The sequence below is a fragment of the Pseudomonas sp. CCI3.1 genome (assembly GCF_034313985.1).
In the GTDB taxonomy this organism is placed as follows: domain Bacteria; phylum Pseudomonadota; class Gammaproteobacteria; order Pseudomonadales; family Pseudomonadaceae; genus Aquipseudomonas; species Aquipseudomonas psychrophila.
The window spans coordinates 1,424,873-1,443,427 of record NZ_JAVIWO010000001.1 but is presented as its reverse complement, the minus strand read 5'-3'; the positions used below and the strand labels follow the sequence as shown (position 1 = coordinate 1,443,427).

At 58.7% G+C, this 18,555-nt stretch carries 16 protein-coding genes and 2 pseudogenes; all 18 read left to right on the top strand.

The window, feature by feature from the left end; translation table 11 throughout:
* Positions 1 to 108 precede the first annotated feature (108 nt).
* The 18 genes and pseudogenes from RGV06_RS06605 to fliL all read left to right on the top strand — a co-directional run bounded on the left by RGV06_RS06605 (position 109) and on the right by fliL (position 18,547).
* The gene (locus RGV06_RS06605) at positions 109 to 1,833 is read left to right on the top strand and encodes a flagellin (RefSeq protein ID WP_322149667.1); all 1,725 of its coding nucleotides are present in this window, start codon (positions 109 to 111) and stop codon (positions 1,831 to 1,833) included.
* Positions 1,834 to 1,988: 155 nt separating this feature from the next.
* Entirely contained in the window at positions 1,989 to 3,350 is a 1,362-nt protein-coding gene (gene fliD, locus RGV06_RS06600) for a flagellar filament capping protein FliD (protein ID WP_322149666.1), read from the top strand.
* A 96-nt stretch (positions 3,351 to 3,446) separates the two neighbouring features.
* Complete coding sequence (gene fliS, locus RGV06_RS06595) at positions 3,447 to 3,836, top strand: flagellar export chaperone FliS (RefSeq protein WP_046809730.1); 390 nt, start codon at positions 3,447 to 3,449, stop codon at positions 3,834 to 3,836.
* Between the two features lie 16 nt (positions 3,837 to 3,852).
* The gene (locus RGV06_RS06590; RefSeq protein WP_019828807.1) at positions 3,853 to 4,146 is read left to right on the top strand and encodes a hypothetical protein; all 294 of its coding nucleotides are present in this window, start codon (positions 3,853 to 3,855) and stop codon (positions 4,144 to 4,146) included.
* Positions 4,147 to 4,326: 180 nt separating this feature from the next.
* A complete protein-coding gene (locus tag RGV06_RS06585) occupies positions 4,327 to 5,808 on the top strand; it encodes a sigma-54 dependent transcriptional regulator (protein WP_198823076.1) in 1,482 nt (493 codons plus the stop codon).
* Between the two features lie 295 nt (positions 5,809 to 6,103).
* Positions 6,104 to 7,183 (top strand): annotated as a pseudogene (locus tag RGV06_RS06580) (sensor histidine kinase); the annotation flags it as partial.
* A gap of 5 nt (positions 7,184 to 7,188) precedes the next feature.
* Positions 7,189 to 8,574, top strand: a complete 1,386-nt coding sequence (locus RGV06_RS06575; RefSeq protein WP_019828810.1) for a sigma-54-dependent transcriptional regulator — start codon at positions 7,189 to 7,191, stop codon at positions 8,572 to 8,574.
* Between the two features lie 232 nt (positions 8,575 to 8,806).
* Positions 8,807 to 9,139 carry a flagellar hook-basal body complex protein FliE gene (gene fliE, locus RGV06_RS06570; RefSeq protein WP_019828811.1) on the top strand — a complete coding sequence of 111 codons (333 nt, stop codon included), beginning with the start codon at positions 8,807 to 8,809 and terminating at the stop codon, positions 9,137 to 9,139.
* Between the two features lie 15 nt (positions 9,140 to 9,154).
* Positions 9,155 to 10,942 carry a flagellar basal-body MS-ring/collar protein FliF gene (gene fliF / locus RGV06_RS06565; RefSeq protein WP_322149664.1) on the top strand — a complete coding sequence of 596 codons (1,788 nt, stop codon included), beginning with the start codon at positions 9,155 to 9,157 and terminating at the stop codon, positions 10,940 to 10,942.
* A complete protein-coding gene (fliG, locus tag RGV06_RS06560; RefSeq protein WP_019828813.1) occupies positions 10,935 to 11,957 on the top strand; it encodes a flagellar motor switch protein FliG in 1,023 nt (340 codons plus the stop codon). The genes fliF and fliG overlap by 8 nt, the downstream gene beginning before the upstream one ends.
* The gene (gene fliH / locus RGV06_RS06555; RefSeq protein WP_019828814.1) at positions 11,958 to 12,716 is read left to right on the top strand and encodes a flagellar assembly protein FliH; all 759 of its coding nucleotides are present in this window, start codon (positions 11,958 to 11,960) and stop codon (positions 12,714 to 12,716) included.
* Complete coding sequence (gene fliI / locus RGV06_RS06550; protein ID WP_019828815.1) at positions 12,706 to 14,064, top strand: flagellar protein export ATPase FliI; 1,359 nt, start codon at positions 12,706 to 12,708, stop codon at positions 14,062 to 14,064. Before fliH ends, fliI begins: the two co-directional genes overlap by 11 nt.
* Before the next feature lie 6 nt (positions 14,065 to 14,070).
* The gene (gene fliJ / locus RGV06_RS06545; RefSeq protein ID WP_019828816.1) at positions 14,071 to 14,523 is read left to right on the top strand and encodes a flagellar export protein FliJ; all 453 of its coding nucleotides are present in this window, start codon (positions 14,071 to 14,073) and stop codon (positions 14,521 to 14,523) included.
* Between the two features lie 62 nt (positions 14,524 to 14,585).
* Positions 14,586 to 14,891: an STAS domain-containing protein gene (locus tag RGV06_RS06540; protein WP_019828817.1), complete on the top strand. Its 306-nt coding sequence runs from the start codon at positions 14,586 to 14,588 to the stop codon at positions 14,889 to 14,891.
* 2 nt (positions 14,892 to 14,893) lie between these two features.
* Positions 14,894 to 16,231, top strand: a pseudogene (locus RGV06_RS06535) (ATP-binding SpoIIE family protein phosphatase); the annotation flags it as partial.
* A 30-nt stretch (positions 16,232 to 16,261) separates the two neighbouring features.
* Positions 16,262 to 16,624 carry an Hpt domain-containing protein gene (locus RGV06_RS06530; protein WP_019828819.1) on the top strand — a complete coding sequence of 121 codons (363 nt, stop codon included), beginning with the start codon at positions 16,262 to 16,264 and terminating at the stop codon, positions 16,622 to 16,624.
* Between the two features lie 77 nt (positions 16,625 to 16,701).
* Positions 16,702 to 17,889 (top strand): flagellar hook-length control protein FliK, encoded by a 1,188-nt coding sequence (locus RGV06_RS06525; protein WP_322149659.1) that lies wholly within the window; start codon positions 16,702 to 16,704, stop codon positions 17,887 to 17,889.
* Positions 17,890 to 18,055: 166 nt separating this feature from the next.
* Positions 18,056 to 18,547 carry a flagellar basal body-associated protein FliL gene (gene fliL / locus RGV06_RS06520; RefSeq protein ID WP_019828821.1) on the top strand — a complete coding sequence of 164 codons (492 nt, stop codon included), beginning with the start codon at positions 18,056 to 18,058 and terminating at the stop codon, positions 18,545 to 18,547.
* Positions 18,548 to 18,555 lie beyond the last annotated feature (8 nt).

Here is an 18,555-nt window from a genome sequence, read left to right as displayed (position 1 = left end):
CTCAAGCAACCCGCTTTGACGACGATAACTATTACGAAGGTTCTCTAGGCCACACCCGGCGGTTGCCAGGGCCGGAAGCCGCAGTATTCATCCAATGAGGATTTCGTCATGGCTTTATCAGTAAACACTAACATCACGTCCCAGACCGTTCAGAAGAACCTGAACAAAGCCGGCGATGCACTGAGCACCTCGATGACTCGTCTGTCTTCCGGCCTGAAAATCAACAGCGCCAAAGACGATGCTGCTGGCATGCAGATGGCCAACCGTCTGACCTCTCAGACCAAAGGCATGACCGTTGCCATCGCCAACGCCAACAACGGCACCTCGATCGCGCAGACCGCTGAAGGCGCGATGCAAGAGTCGACCAACATTCTGCAACGTTTGCGTGAACTGGCCCTGCAGTCCGCGAACGGTGATAAAAGCGACGCCGACCGTGCGTCCCTGCAACAAGAATTTACTGCGAAAACCGGTGAACTGACCCGTATCGCACAAACCACTACCTACGGTGGTCGTAACATCCTGGACGGTTCGTTCCAGAACCAGGCGTTCCAGGTGGGTGCTGATGCCAACCAGACCATTTCGTTTGGTATGAGCGATATCAGTGCTACTGCTTTGAAGGGTTCTTACAGTGAAGCAAGTACCAGCGGTACTGCGCTAACAGGTTTAGCTGCAACTACTACTGGTTCATCTTTGATTACGCCAGCGCAGGCTAAAGTAACAGCGACTGCTGCTGTAACTGATACTGCTGTGCTTGCAGCTACTGACAAGCTAACAATCAATAATGTAACAATCTCGTTTGGCGCAGCTACTGCCTCTACTGGCGGTGCAAATGTACTCACAGAAGCCCTGAGAGCGATTAATGATCAAACTGTTAATACAGGCGTTACTGCTTCTGTAGACTCAGGGAAGTTGGTTTTAAAGTCGGATAGTGCGATTGTTCTTGCCAACAATGCAGGCACTCCTATGGCTGCTTTGGGTGGCCTTGCGGCAAATACGCCTGCTACACCGGCTGCATCCCCTACACTTACCACTCCTATGGCTGCTGCTGGTGGAATTTCTGTAAATGGTAAGGCAGTGGCATGGAATGCGGGTGATCAGATGTCTGCTGTGCTGGACAAGATCAAAGCCGAGGCAGGTACGGGAGCTAAAGCTGAAATAACTGGCGGCCGTGTCACAATTACTTCGGGTGCCGGCAAGGATATTAAGCTGGCCAACGCGACTCCAGGTGGCTCGCTAGCTCAGCTAGGTTTGTCGGCTGGTACTTCCCAAGCGAAGTTGAAGGATGACACTTCTATCGAACTGAACGGCGTTGAAGTCAAGTTCAAGAAGGGTGATACCACTGATACCATCGTGTCCTCGATTAACAGTGCCAGCACTGGCGTAACTGCAAGCAAAAACACTGATGGTACTTTGAAATTGTTCTCCAACAAGGACATTACTATCAAGGACGGCGCTGCAGGTTCAGGCTTGGACGCTCTTGGGTTGTCCACCGGTTCCAACAAGGCCACCACCGTAGAAACCACCGTATCCAACCTGAGCGTCCTGACCGCCGCTGACTCCCAGCGTACCGTCCAGGCCCTGTCTGACGCGATCCAGCAGATCGACACCCAACGTTCCGCCCTGGGTGCAGTACAAAACCGTTTCACCAGCACCGTGGCCAACCTGCAAAGCATTTCCGAGAACTCTACCGCTGCACTGGGTCGCGTTCAGGACACTGACTTCGCTTCCGAAGCTGCCGAGCTGACCAAGCAACAAACCCTGCAACAGGCTTCCACCGCGATCCTGTCCCAGGCTAACCAGCTGCCTTCCGCTGTCATGAAATTGCTTCAGTAATTTCAGCGTTTGGTTGAGAACAAAAGGGCGCGTTTACGTGCCCTTTTGTTTTTTCAGCGTTTGGTACTTGAAGGTGGCACGAAATGTGAAGCTGCCTGCAGCCTTGGCACTTGCTTCGTCAATAAAGCGATAGCCACCGTACAAGGAGAATACAGATGGCCAGTTCAACGATTACCGGTGTCGGCTCGGGTTTTGACACCATCGGGATTGTGAAAGCCTTGGTGGATGCTGAAAAAGCGCCCAAGCAAAGCCAGATTACTGCGCAACAAAAAGACACCACGATTCAGCTGTCCGCTGTGGGCACGGTAAAAGCTTCGCTCGAAACCTATCGCACGGCCATTGCCAAGCTCAACAGCGTTTCCAGCTTCAACGGTTTGACCGCTTCGTCCAATGACGAAAAAATTTCTAAAGTCACCATCGATGACAAGGCGTCCAGCGGCAAGTACGCGCTGAACGTCACTCAGTTGGCGACCGCATCAAAAATCACCAGCAAGGTGTTTGAAGGGGGCGCATCGGCGTCGGTTAACTCCAGCGAGCAAGACCAGACCCTGACCATCTCCCAGTCCGGTGACAGCTATGACGTCAAGATCCAGGCTGGCGCGACCCTGCAGCAGACCCGTGAAGCGATCAACACGCAGCTGCAGTCCAAGGGCATCAGCGCCAACGTTCTGACCGATGCCAACGGCTCGCGGCTGGTGATCGGCTCGCAGACCACGGGCAAGGGCACCGATATCACCGTCAGCGGTGATTCGGAGCTGGCCACCGGATATGACGCCGGTAAAGCGCCGGTGAATGCCGAGTACACCATCGATGACATCGTCATGGAGTCGTCGAGCAACAAGATCACTTCGGCCATCAGTGGCGTGACCCTTGAGTTGCTCGATACCAAGGCGTCCACCATCACCGTGGCCTCCAACACCGACACTCTGAAAACCTCCGTACAGTCGTTTGTCACGGCCTACAACGCGCTGCTGACCAGCATCAACACCCAGACCAAGGTCACCGCCACCGGTGATGCCGCGACCACCACTGCAGGTGCCTTGACGGGTGACGCGTCGATGCGTCAGCTGGTCAACGGTTTGCGCGGCGAGCTGCTGCAAAACTCGGGTACGTCGAGTGTCGGCAACCTGTCCCAGATGGGCATCAGTACCGATCAGAAAACCGGGCTGTTGACCCTGGATGACACCAAGTGGAAAGCAGCGGTTGCAACGCCCAATGGTGCAATCGAGATTGCCAAGGTGTTTACCGGCGATACCGGCCTGATAACCCGTATGACCAAGGCCACCGAAAGCTATGTCGGCAGCAGCGGGTTGCTGGCGGCGCGGGCCACGGATCTGAACACCAAGCTGACCACCCTGACCACTCAGCAAGCGGATCTGGACCGGCGTATGGAATCCATGAAAAGCACCCTGACCGCCAAATACACGGCCATGGACGGTCTGATCGCCAAAATCAACGCCAGCAGCTCCAGCATCATGACCACGCTCAACTCCTTGAATAATCCTAAATCCGACTGATTTTGCCCGGCCTTGGCACTAAAGCTTTGGCCGCTTCTGTCGATAAAAAGATCAAGAACCCGCCATTTTTGCCTGTCACCGTAATGAGGTCGAAACATGAACCCGATGCGCGCCCTTCGTCAGTACCAGAAGGTTAATTCCCACGCTCAAATCTCCGAAGCCAGCCCCCATCGCTTGATTCAAATGCTGATGGAAGGCGGTCTGGATCGTATGGCCCAGGCCAAAGGCGCGATGAGCCGTGGGGATATCCCGCAGAAGGCCATGTTGATCACCAAGGCCATCGACATCATCACCGGCCTGCGTCAGGGTCTGGATGAAGACAAGACCGATGACAAGGAAGCGCTGCAGCAGCTGGACAGCCTGTATGAATTCATGACGGTGCGTTTGACCCAGGCCAATGCCAAGAACGACCCTGAAATCATCGATGAAGTGGCTCGCCTGCTGATCACTGTAAAAAGTGGTTGGGATGCCATTGCCCCGCAATAAGCCCGAGGAGTGCGCCATGAGCCAACTGCAACGAATTCAAGAAACCCGCGTAGCGCTGATTGACGCTCTGGCCGAGCGCAATTGGGATGCCATCGGCGAGCTGGACTCGGCGTGTCGGGTATGTGTCGAGAGTGTTCTGGATGAGGCGCCGCTGGATGAGGCGGTGTTGCGCGAGAATCTGGAAGGGCTGTTGGTGGTGTATCGCATGCTGCTGGAAGCCGCGACTGATGAGCGTCAGTCAGTCGTTGAGCAAATGGGGCAGATCAATCAAGCAAAAAATGCGTCAAAGGTTTACCATCTATTCGGTTAAGGCCTAAAGATTATGTGGTTAATTGCGTTTTAAACCGCCATAAATTTGACTCTGCACAGTTTTTTGACTTAACTAGCACGTTATTCTGTATTCAGTCGTCTTAGATATCCAACAGGGTTAGGGCGTCTACATATGTCCTGCCATCCGGGGCATTGAGTTGACTAGGGAAGTTGCTATTGCATGTGGCGTGAAACCAAAATTCTGCTGATCGATGACGATAGCGTCCGCCGCCGCGACCTGGCGGTGATTCTGAATTTTCTTGGCGAAGAAAATTTGGCCAGCCCTAGCCACGAGTGGGAGCAAGCCGTCAAAGTCTTGCCGTCCAGCCGTGAAGTGCTCTGCGTGCTTGTAGGCACCGTGAGCACTGCGGGTGGTCTTTCTGGCTTGCTTAAGACACTGGCTGTGTGGGATGAGTTCCTGCCGATCATGCTTTTAGGTGAAGTTTCTTCGGTCGACCTGCCTGACGACCAACGCCGCCGGGTGTTGTCCAGCCTCGAAATGCCCCCCAGCTACAGCAAATTGCTTGATTCCCTGCACCGTGCCCAGGTCTATCGCGAGATGTATGACCAGGCCCGTGAGCGCGGCCGCCATCGTGAGCCCAACCTGTTTCGCAGTCTGGTCGGTACCAGCCGGGCGATTCAGCACGTGCGCCAGATGATGCAACAAGTGGCCGACACTGATGCCAGCGTCTTGATCCTCGGCGAGTCCGGGACCGGTAAGGAAGTGGTTGCACGCAACCTGCATTACCACTCCAAGCGCCGTGACGCGCCATTTGTACCCGTTAACTGTGGGGCGATTCCTGCCGAGCTGCTCGAAAGCGAGCTGTTCGGGCATGAGAAGGGCGCCTTCACCGGGGCAATTACCAGCCGCGCCGGGCGTTTTGAACTGGCCAATGGCGGCACGCTGTTCCTCGATGAAATCGGCGACATGCCGCTGCCCATGCAGGTCAAGCTACTGCGGGTGTTGCAGGAACGGACCTTTGAGCGTGTAGGCAGTAACAAGACCCAGTCCGCCGATGTGCGGATCATTGCCGCGACCCACAAAAACCTCGAAAGCATGATTGAAGTCGGCGCTTTTCGCGAAGACTTGTACTACCGCCTCAACGTGTTCCCGATCGAAATGGCGCCCCTGCGCGAGCGGGTCGAAGACATTCCGTTGTTGATGAACGAGCTGATTTCGCGCATGGAGCACGAAAAGCGCGGCTCTATCCGCTTCAATTCTGCCGCCATCATGTCGCTGTGCCGTCATGCTTGGCCGGGCAACGTTCGCGAGCTGGCCAACCTGGTGGAGCGCATGGCGATCATGCACCCGTATGGCGTGATTGGTGTCGTTGAACTGCCCAAGAAATTCCGCTATGTGGACGACGAAGACGAGCAGATGGTCGACAGCCTGCGCAGCGACTTGGAAGAGCGCGTGGCAATCAACAATGTCAGTACCGACTTCGTCGCCAGCGCCAACGCGATGCTGCCGCCCGAAGGGCTGGACCTCAAGGACTACCTTGGTGGTCTGGAGCAAGGCCTGATCCAGCAGGCGCTCGACGACGCCAATGGCATCGTCGCCCGCGCGGCAGAGCGCCTGCGGATTCGTCGCACCACCCTGGTGGAAAAAATGCGCAAGTACGGCATGAGCCGTCGTGAAGGCGAAGAACAGGCTGACGATTGACGCTAATCCTTGTAGCAGCTGCCGAAGGAACGAGGCTGCGTTCGGTTGCGAAGCAACCGTAAAATCTGAATTCGAGATTTCCCTGGCTGCAAGCAGTGCTCGTGATTACGACGGCTTCGCCGCCGGACGCAGCCTCGCGGAGTTCGTCAGCTGCTACGGAGCGCTTACCTCTGCCATTCACCCCTATCAGGCACGGGTATTGCTTCGCTTGGTTCAACGAACCGTTTTATGACGGTCAGCCAAGCGAGAACGCACCATGTCTCAAGCCGCCCTCCAGTTATCCTCCGCTGCTGATCCCTACAGCCTGCTCCAGGCCCGCGTCTCGGAGCTTACCGGTGAGCTGGCGGTGGTCAGCGCGCAGCGCATGGCCGAACTCGCGGAAAAAGAGCGGCTGGCCAATCGCTTGCAAAACCTTCTTGATCTGCTGCCGGGTGGAGTCATCGTTATCGATGATCGCGGACGGGTGCGCGAGGCTAATCCCGCGGCTTGCGAGCTATTGGGCCTGCCGCTGGAAGGCGAGTTGTGGCGCCATGTGATTGCCCGCTGCTTTGCACCCCGCGAAGACGATGGTCACGAAGTCTCCCTGAAGGACGGCCGGCGCCTGTCGATTGCCACCCGCTCGCTGGATGCCGAGCCGGGGCAGTTGGTATTGCTCAACGACCTGACAGAAACCCGGCGCCTGCAAGATCAACTGGCCCGCCATGAGCGTTTGTCGTCTTTGGGACGGATGGTGGCCTCCTTGGCCCACCAGATTCGTACACCGCTTTCGGCGGCCCTGATTTACGCCAGTCATTTGACTGAGCAGGCGCTGCCGCTGGAAACCCAGCAGCGTTTTGCCGGGCGCCTCAAGGAGCGTCTGCATGAGCTTGAGCACCAAGTACGCGACATGCTGGTGTTTGCCCGGGGTGAGTTGCCGCTCACAGATAAGGTCAGCCCCAAAGTCCTGATGCAAACCCTGCAGGCCGCCGCCCAAACCCATGTTCAGGGCGTGCCAATCCGCTGGCAGTGCGACGCGTATACCGGCCAGTTGCTGTGCAATCGCGACACCCTGGTCGGCGCGCTGCTGAACCTGATCGAAAACGCCCTGCAAACCGGGGCCGTGCAGGTGCGGCTTAAAGTCCATTTATACCGTCGCGATAACAGCCTGAGGCTGTGTGTGAGCGACAGTGGCACGGGTATTGAACCTCGAGTCCTGGCACGTTTGGGCGAGCCGTTTTTCACCACCAAAGCGACCGGCACCGGCCTTGGGTTGGCGGTGGTCAACGCGGTGGTGCGGGCCCATCAGGGCCAATTGCAATTACGTTCGCGGCTGGGGCGTGGCACGTGCGCCTTGCTCAGCTTGCCGCTGATTCCCGGTGTGGCGGAGGCAAACTGATGGTGATGCGAATTAACGTGCTGTTGGTCGAAGACGATCATGCCTTGCGCGAAGCGCTGGCGGACACGCTATTGCTGGCCGGTCACGGCTTTCTGGCGGTCAACTCGGGGGAAGAAGCACTGGCGGCGGTCACGTCGCAAGCGTTCAGTCTGGTGATCAGTGACGTCAATATGCCGGGCATGGATGGCCATCAGTTGCTCGCCCGCCTGCGCACCAGTCAGCCGCAATTGCCGGTGTTGCTGATGACGGCCCACGGCGCCGTTGAGCGAGCGGTGGACGCCATGCGCCAAGGGGCGGTGGATTATCTGGTCAAGCCGTTTGAGCCCAGGGCCTTGCTCGATCTGGTGGCCCGCCATGCCCTGGGCAGTCTCGGTGTGGCGGACACAGAAGGTCCGGTGGCGGTTGAGCCGGCCAGTGTGCAGCTATTGGAGTTGGCGGCGCGGGTGGCGCGCAGTGATGCCACGGTGCTGATCTCGGGTGAGTCAGGTACCGGTAAGGAGGTCCTGGCGCGATACATCCACCAGCATTCCCGTCGAATTGATCAGCCGTTTGTGGCGATCAACTGCGCGGCCATCCCCGACAACATGCTCGAAGCCACGCTGTTTGGTCATGAAAAAGGCGCGTTTACCGGTGCCATTGCGGCCCAGGCCGGCAAGTTTGAGCAGGCGGATGGCGGCACCTTGCTGCTCGATGAAATTTCCGAGATGCCCTTGGGTCTGCAGGCCAAACTGCTGCGTGTGCTGCAAGAGCGTGAAGTGGAACGAGTGGGGGGGCGCAAGCCGATTGTGCTGGATATCCGCGTAGTCGCCACCACCAACCGTGATCTGGCGGGCGAAGTGGCGGCTGGGCGGTTTCGCGAGGATCTGTTCTATCGCCTTTCAGTGTTTCCGCTGGCCTGGAGCCCGCTGCGCGAACGTACCGCCGACATCCTGCCCTTGGCTGAGCGGCTGCTGGCCAAGTACATCAGTAAAATGAAGCACACCGCAGTAAGGTTTTCGGCGGATGCACAGGCGTGCCTGAGCGCTTACTCGTGGCCCGGTAATGTGCGCGAGCTCGATAACGCGATTCAGCGGGCGTTGATTTTGCAGCAGGGCGGCATGATCCAGGCGGCAGATTTTTGCCTGGCCGGGCCGGTGGCTTGCGCGCCCTTGCCGTCTTTGTCGCGTATTGAACCGTTGCCGGTCGATGCCATGGAGCCGGCAGGGGCCTTGGGCGATGATCTGCGCCGGCGTGAGTTCCAGATGATCATCGACACCTTGCGTGCCGAGCGTGGTCGGCGCAAGGAAGCCTCCGAGCGCCTGGGCATCAGTCCGCGCACCCTGCGCTACAAGCTGGCGCAGATGCGCGATGCGGGGATGGATGTTGAGGCTTATCTGTTTGCTTCAGGTTGACAGGTCGCCTCCTGTTTTGTGGGAGCGAGCCTGCTCGCGAAGCGTTTACCAGGTGCATACGGTGATGCCTTCGCGAGCAGGCTCGCTCCCACAGGGTTGAGTGACGTTTTACCTGCGACGTTTTGTAACGTTAATAGTTATAGAACGACAAAGAGCTGGCACTCTTGTTGCTATACCTCGGTAAGCGCTGTGAAAGTGTCAAAAAAATGCGGGTCGTCGGAGGCAGTTGTCCATGAGCCAAGGTATTGAATTTAATCGATTGATGTTGGACATGCGGGCCATGCAGATGGACGCAATGGCTCAGCCTAAATCGGCTGTGCAGGCCGTTCCTGAAGCGGGTGCCAGCAGTTTTTCCGACATGCTCGGCAACGCAATCAATAAAGTCAGCGATACGCAGCAGGCATCGAGCCAGTTGTCGAACGCATTCGAGATCGGCAAAACCGGTGTAGACCTGACGGATGTGATGATCGCTTCCCAGAAGGCCAGCGTTTCTTTCCAGGCGTTGACCCAAGTCCGTAACAAGCTGGTTCAGGCATACCAAGACATCATGCAGATGCCGGTTTAAGGGCGATATCAAGTCATGGCAGATGCACTCCCGGATAACGTTCCGGCCCAAGCAGGCTCAGCCGGCGGCAAGTCGCCGCTGTTTGGCTTGTCTTTTATGGACAACCTGGCCGACATGACCATGCTGCGTCAGGTCGGCCTGATGGTCGGTCTGGCGGCGAGCGTGGCGATTGGTTTTGCCGTTGTGTTGTGGTCCCAGCAACCTGATTACCGGCCGCTGTATGGCAGCCTGGCCGGTATGGATGCCAAACAGGTCATGGAAACCCTGGCCGCCGCCGACATTGCCTACACCGTTGAGCCCAACTCGGGTGCCTTGCTGGTCAAGGCCGACGACATCTCCCGTGCCCGCCTTAAGTTGGCCGCCGCAGGTGTTTCGCCTACCGACAGCAATATCGGTTTCGAGATTCTCGACAAGGACCAGGGCCTGGGCACCAGTCAGTTTATGGAAGCCACGCGCTATCGTCGCGGTCTGGAAGGGGAGCTGGCGCGCACCATTTCCAGCCTCAACAACGTCAAGGGCGCGCGGGTTCATCTGGCAATCCCGAAAAGCTCGGTGTTCGTGCGTGATGAGCGCAAGCCCAGCGCTTCGGTACTGGTTGAGCTCTATGCGGGCCGCTCGCTGGAGCCGGGTCAGGTGCTGGCGATTGTCAATCTGATCGCCACCAGCGTGCCTGAACTGAGCAAGTCCCAGATCACCGTGGTCGATCAAAAGGGCAACCTGCTCTCGGATCAGGGTGAAAACTCCGAACTGACCATGGCTGGCAAGCAGTTCGACTACAGCCGCCGCATGGAAGGCATGTTGACCCAGCGTGTGCACAACATCCTGCAGCCGGTGCTGGGTAATGACCGCTACAAGGCTGAAGTGTCGGCCGACGTGGATTTCAGTGCAGTGGAGTCCACCTCCGAGCAGTTCAACCCCGATCAACCGGCGCTGCGCAGCGAACAATCCACCAGCGAGCAGCGCACTGCCAGCAACGGCCCGCAAGGCGTGCCCGGTGCCTTGAGCAATCAGCCGCCGAGCCCGGCCACGGCCCCGCAGCAAGCCGGTCAGGGTGCAGCCGCAGCGGGCATGATCCAGCCGGGTCAGCCTTTGCTCGATGCCAACGGTCAGCAAATCATGGACCCGGGCACGGGCCAGCCGATGCTGGCTCCGTACCCGGCAGACAAGCGCTCGCAGTCGACCCGCAACTTCGAGCTGGACCGCTCCATCAGCCATACCAAGCAGCAGCAGGGCAGGGTCAATCGTCTGTCGGTGGCCGTGGTGATCGACGACAAGATCAGCGTCAACCCGGCCAACGGTGAAATCACCCAGGTGCCGTGGACCACTGATCAGTTGGCGCGCTTTACCCGTCTGGTGCAGGACGCCGTGGGTTTTGATGCCAGCCGTGGCGACAGTGTGAGCGTGATCAACGTGCCGTTCTCCACCGAGCGCGCCGAAGTGATCGCCGACATCCCGTTCTATTCGCAGCCCTGGTTCTGGGATGTGGTCAAACAAGTACTGGGCGTGCTGTTTATTCTGGTGCTGGTGTTTGGTGTGTTGCGCCCGGTGCTCAACAACCTCACCGGCAACGGTCGCAACAAGCAAGTGGCAGGCATTGGCAGCGATGCCGAGATGGGCAGCCTGGGGGGACTGGATCGTGAGTTGGCCAACGACCGTGTCAGCCTCAGCGGTCCGCAAAGCATCATGTTGCCAAGCCCGAGCGAAGGCTATGACGCTCAGTTGAACGCCATCAAAAGTCTGGTCGCAGAAGATCCGGGTCGTGTGGCCCAGGTAGTAAAAGAGTGGATCAATGCCGATGAGTGATAACCGCGCCGCTGCCAACGCCAAGTTGACCCGTGTCGACAAGGCGGCAATTTTACTGCTGTCCCTCGGTGAGTCCGACGCGGCCCAGGTTCTGCGCCACATGGGCCCTAAAGAGGTCCAGCGGGTGGGTGTGGCGATGGCGCAAATGCGCAATGTGCACCGTGAGCAGGTCGAGCAGGTGATGAGCGAGTTCGTCGAAATCGTCGGCGACCAGACCAGCCTTGGTGTGGGCTCGGACAGCTACATCCGCAAAATGCTCACTTCGGCCCTGGGCGAAGACAAGGCCAATGGCCTGATCGACCGCATCCTGTTGGGCGGCAACACCAGTGGCCTCGACAGCCTGAAGTGGATGGAGCCCCGTGCAGTGGCCGATGTGATCCGCTTCGAGCATCCACAAATCCAGGCCATTGTGGTGGCGTATCTGGACCCGGACCAGGCGGGTGAAGTACTGGGTCATTTTGACCAGAAGGCCCGTCTGGACATCATCCTGCGGGTTTCGTCGCTCAATACCGTGCAGCCGGCGGCGCTCAAAGAGCTGAACCAGATCCTCGAAAAGCAGTTTTCCGGCAACTCCAATGCGGCGCGCACCTCTCTGGGTGGCGTCAAGCGGGCGGCCGACATCATGAACTTCCTCGACAGTTCGATGGAAGCCCAGTTGATGGATTCCATTCGCGATATCGACGAGGACCTGTCCGGTCAGATCGAAGACCTGATGTTCGTGTTCAACAACCTGGCCGACGTCGACGATCGGGGCATCCAGGCGCTGTTGCGCGAGGTGTCTTCGGACGTGCTGGTACTGGCGCTCAAGGGCTCCGACGAAAACGTGCAGGAAAAAATCTTCAAGAACATGTCCAAACGGGCTGCCGAACTGTTGCGTGACGACCTGGAAGCCAAAGGCCCGGTTCGCGTCAGCGATGTTGAGACCGCGCAGAAAGAAATCCTTACCATCGCCCGCCGAATGGCCGAAGCCGGAGACATTGTTCTCGGCGGGAAGGGCGGCGAAGAGATGATCTAAGTGAGCAGCGGCGAGTCTCCCGGTGATGTGATCCGTGCCAAGGATGTAGGTGCCTTCGATGTATGGGGGTTGCCCAGCTTTGACCCTTGGCGCGAGCCCGAAGAACCTGAGCCCGAACCGGTCGAAGAGCTGCCGGTGGAGAGCGAAGAAGTGCCGCTGGATGAAGTCCAGCCGCTGACCCTTGAAGAGCTCGAAAGCATTCGTCAGGAGGCCTGGAACGAAGGCTTCGCCACGGGTGAGAAAGAAGGCTTTCACAGCACTCAGCTCAAGGTTCGCCAGGAAGCCGAAGTCGCCTTGAGCGCCAAGGTTGCCAGCCTTGAACGGTTGATGAGTAGCCTGCTGGCGCCCCTTGCCGAGCAGGACCAGCAGCTTGAAAAAGCCATGGTCGGGCTGGTCGAGCACATGACCCGGCAAGTGATTCAGCGTGAACTGAAAACCGATTCGACCCAGATCGAGAAAGTGCTGCGCGAGGGCTTGAAGCTCTTGCCGATGGGCGCCGAGAACATTCGGCTGTTTATCAATCCACAGGATTTCGATCAGATCAAAGCCTTGCGTGAGCGCCACGACGAGCACTGGCGAATTGTTGAAGATGACACCCTGCAGCCCGGCGGTTGCCGCATTGAAACCGAGCACAGCCGGATCGATGCCAGTATCGAAACCCGCATCAAGCAGGCCATGAGCCAGTTGCTCGATCAGCTCCACGAGCAGGCACTGCACCCGGCGGCGCCTGATATCGACATCGACCTCGATGCACCTTAAGCGCACCAGCTTTGCCAAGCGCCTGAGCACCTATGCCCCGGCCGTGACTTTGCCCGTGCAACCGGTGGTTGAAGGCCGCTTGCTGCGCATGGTCGGCCTGACCCTTGAGGCTGAAGGCCTGCGCGCCGCCATGGGCAGCCGCTGCCTGGTGATCAACGACGACAGCTTTCATCCGGTGGAGGTCGAAGCCGAGGTGATGGGGTTTTCCGGTGGCAAAATCTTCCTGATGCCCGTGGGCAGCGTCGCCGGGATCGCGCCGGGCGCCCGTGTGGTGCCCCTGGCCGATAATGGCCGCTTGCCGATGGGCATGAGCATGCTGGGGCGGGTTCTCGACGGCGCCGGGCGTGCACTGGACGGCAAAGGCCCGATGAAGGCCGAAGACTGGGTGCCGATGGACGGCCCCACCATCAACCCCCTCAAACGTGACCCCATTAGCGTGCCGCTGGACGTGGGCATTCGCAGTATCAACGGGTTGTTGACGGTGGGTCGCGGTCAGCGTCTGGGCCTGTTTGCCGGTACGGGCGTGGGCAAGAGTGTGCTGCTGGGGATGATGACCCGCTTTACCGAGGCCGACATTATCGTGGTGGGCCTGATTGGTGAGCGGGGTCGTGAGGTCAAGGAATTTATCGAGCATATCCTCGGCACCGAAGGCCTCAAGCGTTCGGTGGTGGTGGCATCGCCTGCCGATGACGCGCCACTGATGCGGTTGCGTGCGGCCATGTACTGCACGCGGATTGCCGAATACTTTCGCGACAAGGGCAAGAATGTCCTGTTGCTGATGGATTCCCTGACCCGATTCGCCCAGGCCCAGCGAGAAATCGCCCTGGCCATTGGTGAGCCGCCTGCCACCAAGGGTTATCCGCCTTCGGTGTTCGCCAAGCTGCCCAAACTGGTGGAGCGGGCCGGTAATGCTGAAGCGGGTGGCGGTTCGATCACCGCGTTTTATACCGTGTTGTCTGAAGGCGATGACCAGCAAGACCCGATTGCCGACTCGGCCCGAGGCGTACTTGATGGTCATATCGTGCTGTCTCGGCGTTTGGCCGAAGAAGGCCATTACCCAGCCATCGACATTGAAGCGTCCATCAGCCGGGTCATGCCGTCGGTGGTGACGGAAGAACACATGCGCCGGGCGCAGCAATTCAAACAGCTGTGGTCGCGCTTCCAGCAGGCACGGGACTTGATCAGCGTGGGCGCCTACGTGCCGGGTGGCGACCGTGAAACCGACACTGCGATTGCCTTGCAGCCGGCGATGGTGGCGTATCTGCGCCAAGGGCTGAACGACAATATCAGCCTGGCCGAGAGTGGCGGCCATCTGGGCAGCATCTTCGCTCCGGCAGCGGGCGGTTAATCGACGATGGGCGCAGATTCAAGAGCGGCGCGCCTGGCGCCCGTGGTAGATATGGCCGAAAAGACCGAGAAGGCTGCGGCCCAGCGATTGGGGCACTTTCAAGGGCAGGTCAACCTGGCCAACAGCAAACTGGGCGACTTGGAAAACTTCCGTGGCGAGTACCAGTCGCAATGGGTTGATCGCGGCAGCCAGGGCGTATCGGGTCAATGGTTGCGCAACTACCAATACTTCCTCAGCCAGCTGGAGACGGCCGTCGGCCAGCAGCGCCAAAGCCTGGTGTGGCACCAGAACAACCTCAATAAGGCCCGCGAAACGTGGCAGCAGGCGTATGCGCGGGTTGAGGGGCTGCGCAAGTTGGTCCAGCGCTACGCTGACGAAGCCCGCCAGCTCGAAGACAAGCGCGAGCAAAAACTGATGGACGAGTTGTCCCAGCGGCTGCCGCGTAAAGACGTGTACTGACCCCCAGTCCCGCTCCCACGCAAAGCGTCTATAGTTGCTGGGTCAACCACGGGAGTATCCATATGGCAGTGACGTCTGAAGTCTCCGCAGATGGCAGCAAGCTGACAATCGCAATCAAGGGCCGTTTTGACTTCGCCAAACACCAGGAATTCCGCAGTGCCTACGAGGAGCTGAGACCGCGGCCCGTCTGCGTGATCGTGGATTTGAAAGATGCGACCTACCTCGACAGTTCGGCGCTGGGCATGTTGTTGCTGTTGCGTGAACATGTGGGCGGTGATGATTCCGATATCCGCGTGGTCAACAGCAGTCCGGATGTGCGCAAGATTCTCGGTATTTCCAATTTTGACAAGCTGTTCGATATCAATTGAGCCGTTCAATGGAGCGCTTGCGGCGGTTGCAGCAAACCGTGCTGCAGCAGCGTGACTTGATAGCCGAGCACAACGACTACCTGCTCAATGAGCAGCGGGTAGCCAAGGCTGTTTTTGATCGGGTGGCGCACTCGGGCTGCCTGGATGCACCCAATATCCGCTTTCTGCAATCGCCGTATGCCTTGTTCAATGGCGACCTGCTATTGGCGGCTTACACTCCCGCAGGGGATACCCACCTGCTGCTCGCTGATTTCACCGGCCATGGTTTACCGGCAGCCATTGGCGCAATGCCGCTGGCCGAAGTGTTTTACAGCATGACGGCCAAAGGCTATGGCCTGGCCGAAATCCTCCGTGAAATGAACGCCAAACTTAAGCGTATCCTGCCCGTCGATATGTATTGCTGTGCCACGTTGCTGTGTATCAGCGCCCAGCGCCGCAGTGTCGAGGTGTGGAATGGCGGGATGCCCGACGGCTACTTGCAGGCTGGCGGGAAGCGTATGGCATTGACCTCGCAACACCTGCCATTGGGTGTGTTGCGTGCTGACGCGTTTGACCATGCCACCCAAGTGTGGCCGATGCAGCCGGGCGATCAGGTGTTTCTATTAACCGATGGTGTGATCGATACCTGTGGTCCGGATCAGCAGTTGTTCGGGGTCGAGCGTCTGGAGCGGGTGCTCGATGCCAATCGTCATCCGTTGCAACTGATTGCAGAGGTCGAACAGGCCTTGCGCGACTTTCAGGGGCAGGCCCGGGATGACGTGAGCATGGTGCAGATCACCTCCCAGCTGCCGCAGTTTTTGGGCGTGCCGGCCATCGTCTATTCAGACAGCGGCCAATGCAGCCCGCGGGACTGGTCATCCAGTTTCGAGTTTCGGGCATCAACCCTCAAGCAGTTCAATCCACTGCCTTTCCTGCTGCAGTTGCTAATGGAAGTTCATGGGTTGCGTACCCAGGGGGCGGTGATCCATGCCGTGCTGTCCGAGCTTTACAGTAATGCGCTGGAACACGGTGTGCTGGGGCTCGATTCTCGGCTCAAGCGCGATACAGAAGGATTTGCCCATTACTACCAGCAGCGCAGGGAGCGTCTGGCGACACTTAAAAGCGGATTTGTGCGGGTGTCGTTGCAGGTCGAACCGATCGGGGAGAGCGGGCGGGTTCTTATCCAGGTTGAAGACAGTGGTGCCGGCTTTGATGTCATCAAAGTGATGGCCAGACCCCTTGATGCAGACCGTCTGTCGGGGCGTGGCGTGAGTCTGGTACGTCAACTGTGCCCTGCAGCCCGCTGGGCCCCTGATGGTCGTAGTGCGACCGTAGAGTTTTCATGGGGGGGTCTGGCATAATCCGGCCATTCTTGATCAAGGAGTGAACAAGTGTCTGACATTCATATGGACCCGAAAGTGGTCAATGCATTGCGCGACGTGATGGAGGGAGGTTTTGTGGACTTGCTGGATACCTTCCTATCTGACTCCGAAGAGCGCATTGGCCAACTGCACAACACTCGCGAAGCCGGCGATCTGACACTGGTAGCCCACAGCTTTAAAGGCAGCAGCAGCAACATGGGTGCCATTCGTTTGGCGCACTTGTGCGGCCTGCTTGAAGAGCGTGCGCAAAAGAGGCAACTGGCCGGTATCCAGGAGCTGGTGATCAAGATCGATGACGAATACCAGATGGTACGGCGACTTTATCGCGCCGAGCGCCATCGCTCCGGGCCGTCGCATTTCGCGGTCAGCTGATTCTTCAAAAGCTGGCCCGAACCTTGCTCTGACTCTCTGACCTGTACCCATGCCAGCCGTACAGCGGAGACCCGTTAATGCCCGTTGCCGCCCAACCTCTGCTTCAGACAACTGCCGCCGCTGCCCCCAAAGCAGCGGCGGGCAACCCTGCGCAACCTGCCAGGCCTGAGGCTCAGCCCTTTGCCAAGGTGTATGCCAAGGCGTCTGACCCGGCGCTCTCGGTTGCCGATAGCGGCAACACCTTGCCTGGCGGCAAGCCCAAGGATGCAGCCATCACCGATCAGGATGACAGTGCTGGCCAGTCGGGCGATGACATGGCAGTGGTCGATCCGCTTGCCCCGCAGCCTGTGACGGCAGCTTCCGTGCCGGTTGTTGAGGCCGCACCTGAGTTGCCGGTTACTGCACAGATACAAGCCGCACAACAACAGGTTATTCAAGCACAGCCCCAGTTGCAGCCGGCCGCCGACGACACCTTCGACCCCGAGGCAGACCCTCTCGACGCGATGCCTGCTGTGCGCCTGGCGATGGAGCAGGGTGGGCATGTATCGGCCAGCAGCCAGAGCCCGGTCAAAAACCAGCCGAGTGAAAGCACGCCTGCCGTGGCTCAGGGGCAAGCCAGCGGCATCGCTATGCTGGTCGATGGGGAGGCCGACGAGCCGGCCACCGGCGAGGGCGGCGAGAAGGCCTTTAAAGGGTTGCTCGAAGACGGCCTCAAGGATCTGAAAAGCACGTCCAGCGATACGCGGGTCGATGACTTCGCCAACCGCCTGGCGGCACTCACCCAGGCTGCAGTGCCCAAAACCGTGAATGCGCTGCCGGTCAATCAGCCCTTGGCCATGCACCAGGGTGGCTGGTCTGAAGAAGTGGTCAATCGTGTGATGTACTTGTCCAGTGCCAACCTCAAATCCGCCGATATCCAGCTGGAACCGGTGGAACTGGGGCGCCTGGATATCCGGGTCAACATTGCCGCCGATCAGTCGGCGCAGGTCAATTTTGTCAGTGGTCATGCGGGAGTGCGCGAAGCGCTGGACAGCCAGATGCACCGTTTGCGCGACATGCTGGCGCAGCAGGGCATGGGGCAGGTGGACGTTAACGTGTCCGACCAGCCGCGCAACTGGCAGGGGCAGCAGGGTCAGGAGCAACAGGACCGCAGGAGGAGCGATGGCCAGCGGCTGGGCAGCGTCATTGATGACGAGCCAGCGAAGGTCGCGGCGGTAACGCCAAGCGTAGTTCTGGGCTCCAGTGCAGTGGATTACTACGCCTGAGTACAAATCCTGTGGGAGCGGGCTGCGCGGTGTAACGGTAGCGCCCCATAGCCTGTATCGCGAGCAAGCCCGCTCCCACAAAGTCACCCACCGTCCTGCTTCTGGCATAACACTTGCTGTGCCTACCCCAGCATCTGTGAAAACCAAATAGTGACGGATTATTGGCATGGCGACGAGCGACGCGGTAAGTGAACCGGCCGGCAAAGGCAAACTCAAGCTGATTATCCTGATCGTCGTGGCTGTGCTGCTGGCGATTGGTCTTTCCGTAGGTGCCACCTGGTATTTCATGCACAGCCCCAAGAGCGAGCCTGTGCCGCAAGTGGATAGCACCGTCAAATTACCCGCGCTCTATGAGCCCATGGCCCCGGCCTTTGTCGTCAACTACACCGCCAATGGCCGTCAGCGTTACATGCAAGTGAGCGTGACCTTGCAGGCTCGCGATGCTGGCGATCTGAAAGCCCTCATGGTGCACATGCCGGTCATTCGCAACAATCTGGTAATGCTGTTTTCCGGGCAGGCCTTTGACGACCTCGCAACGCCAGTGGGTCAAGAAATACTGCGCCAGAAAACGACAGCCAGCGTGCAGGAAGTCGCACAGAAAGAACTCGGAAAAGTGGTTATCGATCAGGTGCTCTTTACTAACTTTGTATTGCAGTAGGATCACGA

Coding starts and splice junctions, on each gene's coding strand:
- RGV06_RS06590 (WP_019828807.1), top strand. CDS start 3,853: ATGAGCCAACTGCAACGAATTCAAGAAACCCGCGTAGCGCTGATTGAC.
- fliE (WP_019828811.1), top strand. CDS start 8,807: ATGAGCCAAGGTATTGAATTTAATCGATTGATGTTGGACATGCGGGCC.
- fliL (WP_019828821.1), top strand. CDS start 18,056: ATGGCGACGAGCGACGCGGTAAGTGAACCGGCCGGCAAAGGCAAACTC.
- RGV06_RS06540 (WP_019828817.1), top strand. CDS start 14,586: ATGGCAGTGACGTCTGAAGTCTCCGCAGATGGCAGCAAGCTGACAATC.
- RGV06_RS06605 (WP_322149667.1), top strand. CDS start 109: ATGGCTTTATCAGTAAACACTAACATCACGTCCCAGACCGTTCAGAAG.
- fliF (WP_322149664.1), top strand. CDS start 9,155: ATGGCAGATGCACTCCCGGATAACGTTCCGGCCCAAGCAGGCTCAGCC.
- RGV06_RS06525 (WP_322149659.1), top strand. CDS start 16,702: ATGCCCGTTGCCGCCCAACCTCTGCTTCAGACAACTGCCGCCGCTGCC.
- fliI (WP_019828815.1), top strand. CDS start 12,706: ATGCACCTTAAGCGCACCAGCTTTGCCAAGCGCCTGAGCACCTATGCC.
- RGV06_RS06585 (WP_198823076.1), top strand. CDS start 4,327: ATGTGGCGTGAAACCAAAATTCTGCTGATCGATGACGATAGCGTCCGC.
- fliJ (WP_019828816.1), top strand. CDS start 14,071: ATGGGCGCAGATTCAAGAGCGGCGCGCCTGGCGCCCGTGGTAGATATG.
- fliD (WP_322149666.1), top strand. CDS start 1,989: ATGGCCAGTTCAACGATTACCGGTGTCGGCTCGGGTTTTGACACCATC.
- RGV06_RS06575 (WP_019828810.1), top strand. CDS start 7,189: ATGCGAATTAACGTGCTGTTGGTCGAAGACGATCATGCCTTGCGCGAA.
- fliS (WP_046809730.1), top strand. CDS start 3,447: ATGAACCCGATGCGCGCCCTTCGTCAGTACCAGAAGGTTAATTCCCAC.
- fliG (WP_019828813.1), top strand. CDS start 10,935: ATGAGTGATAACCGCGCCGCTGCCAACGCCAAGTTGACCCGTGTCGAC.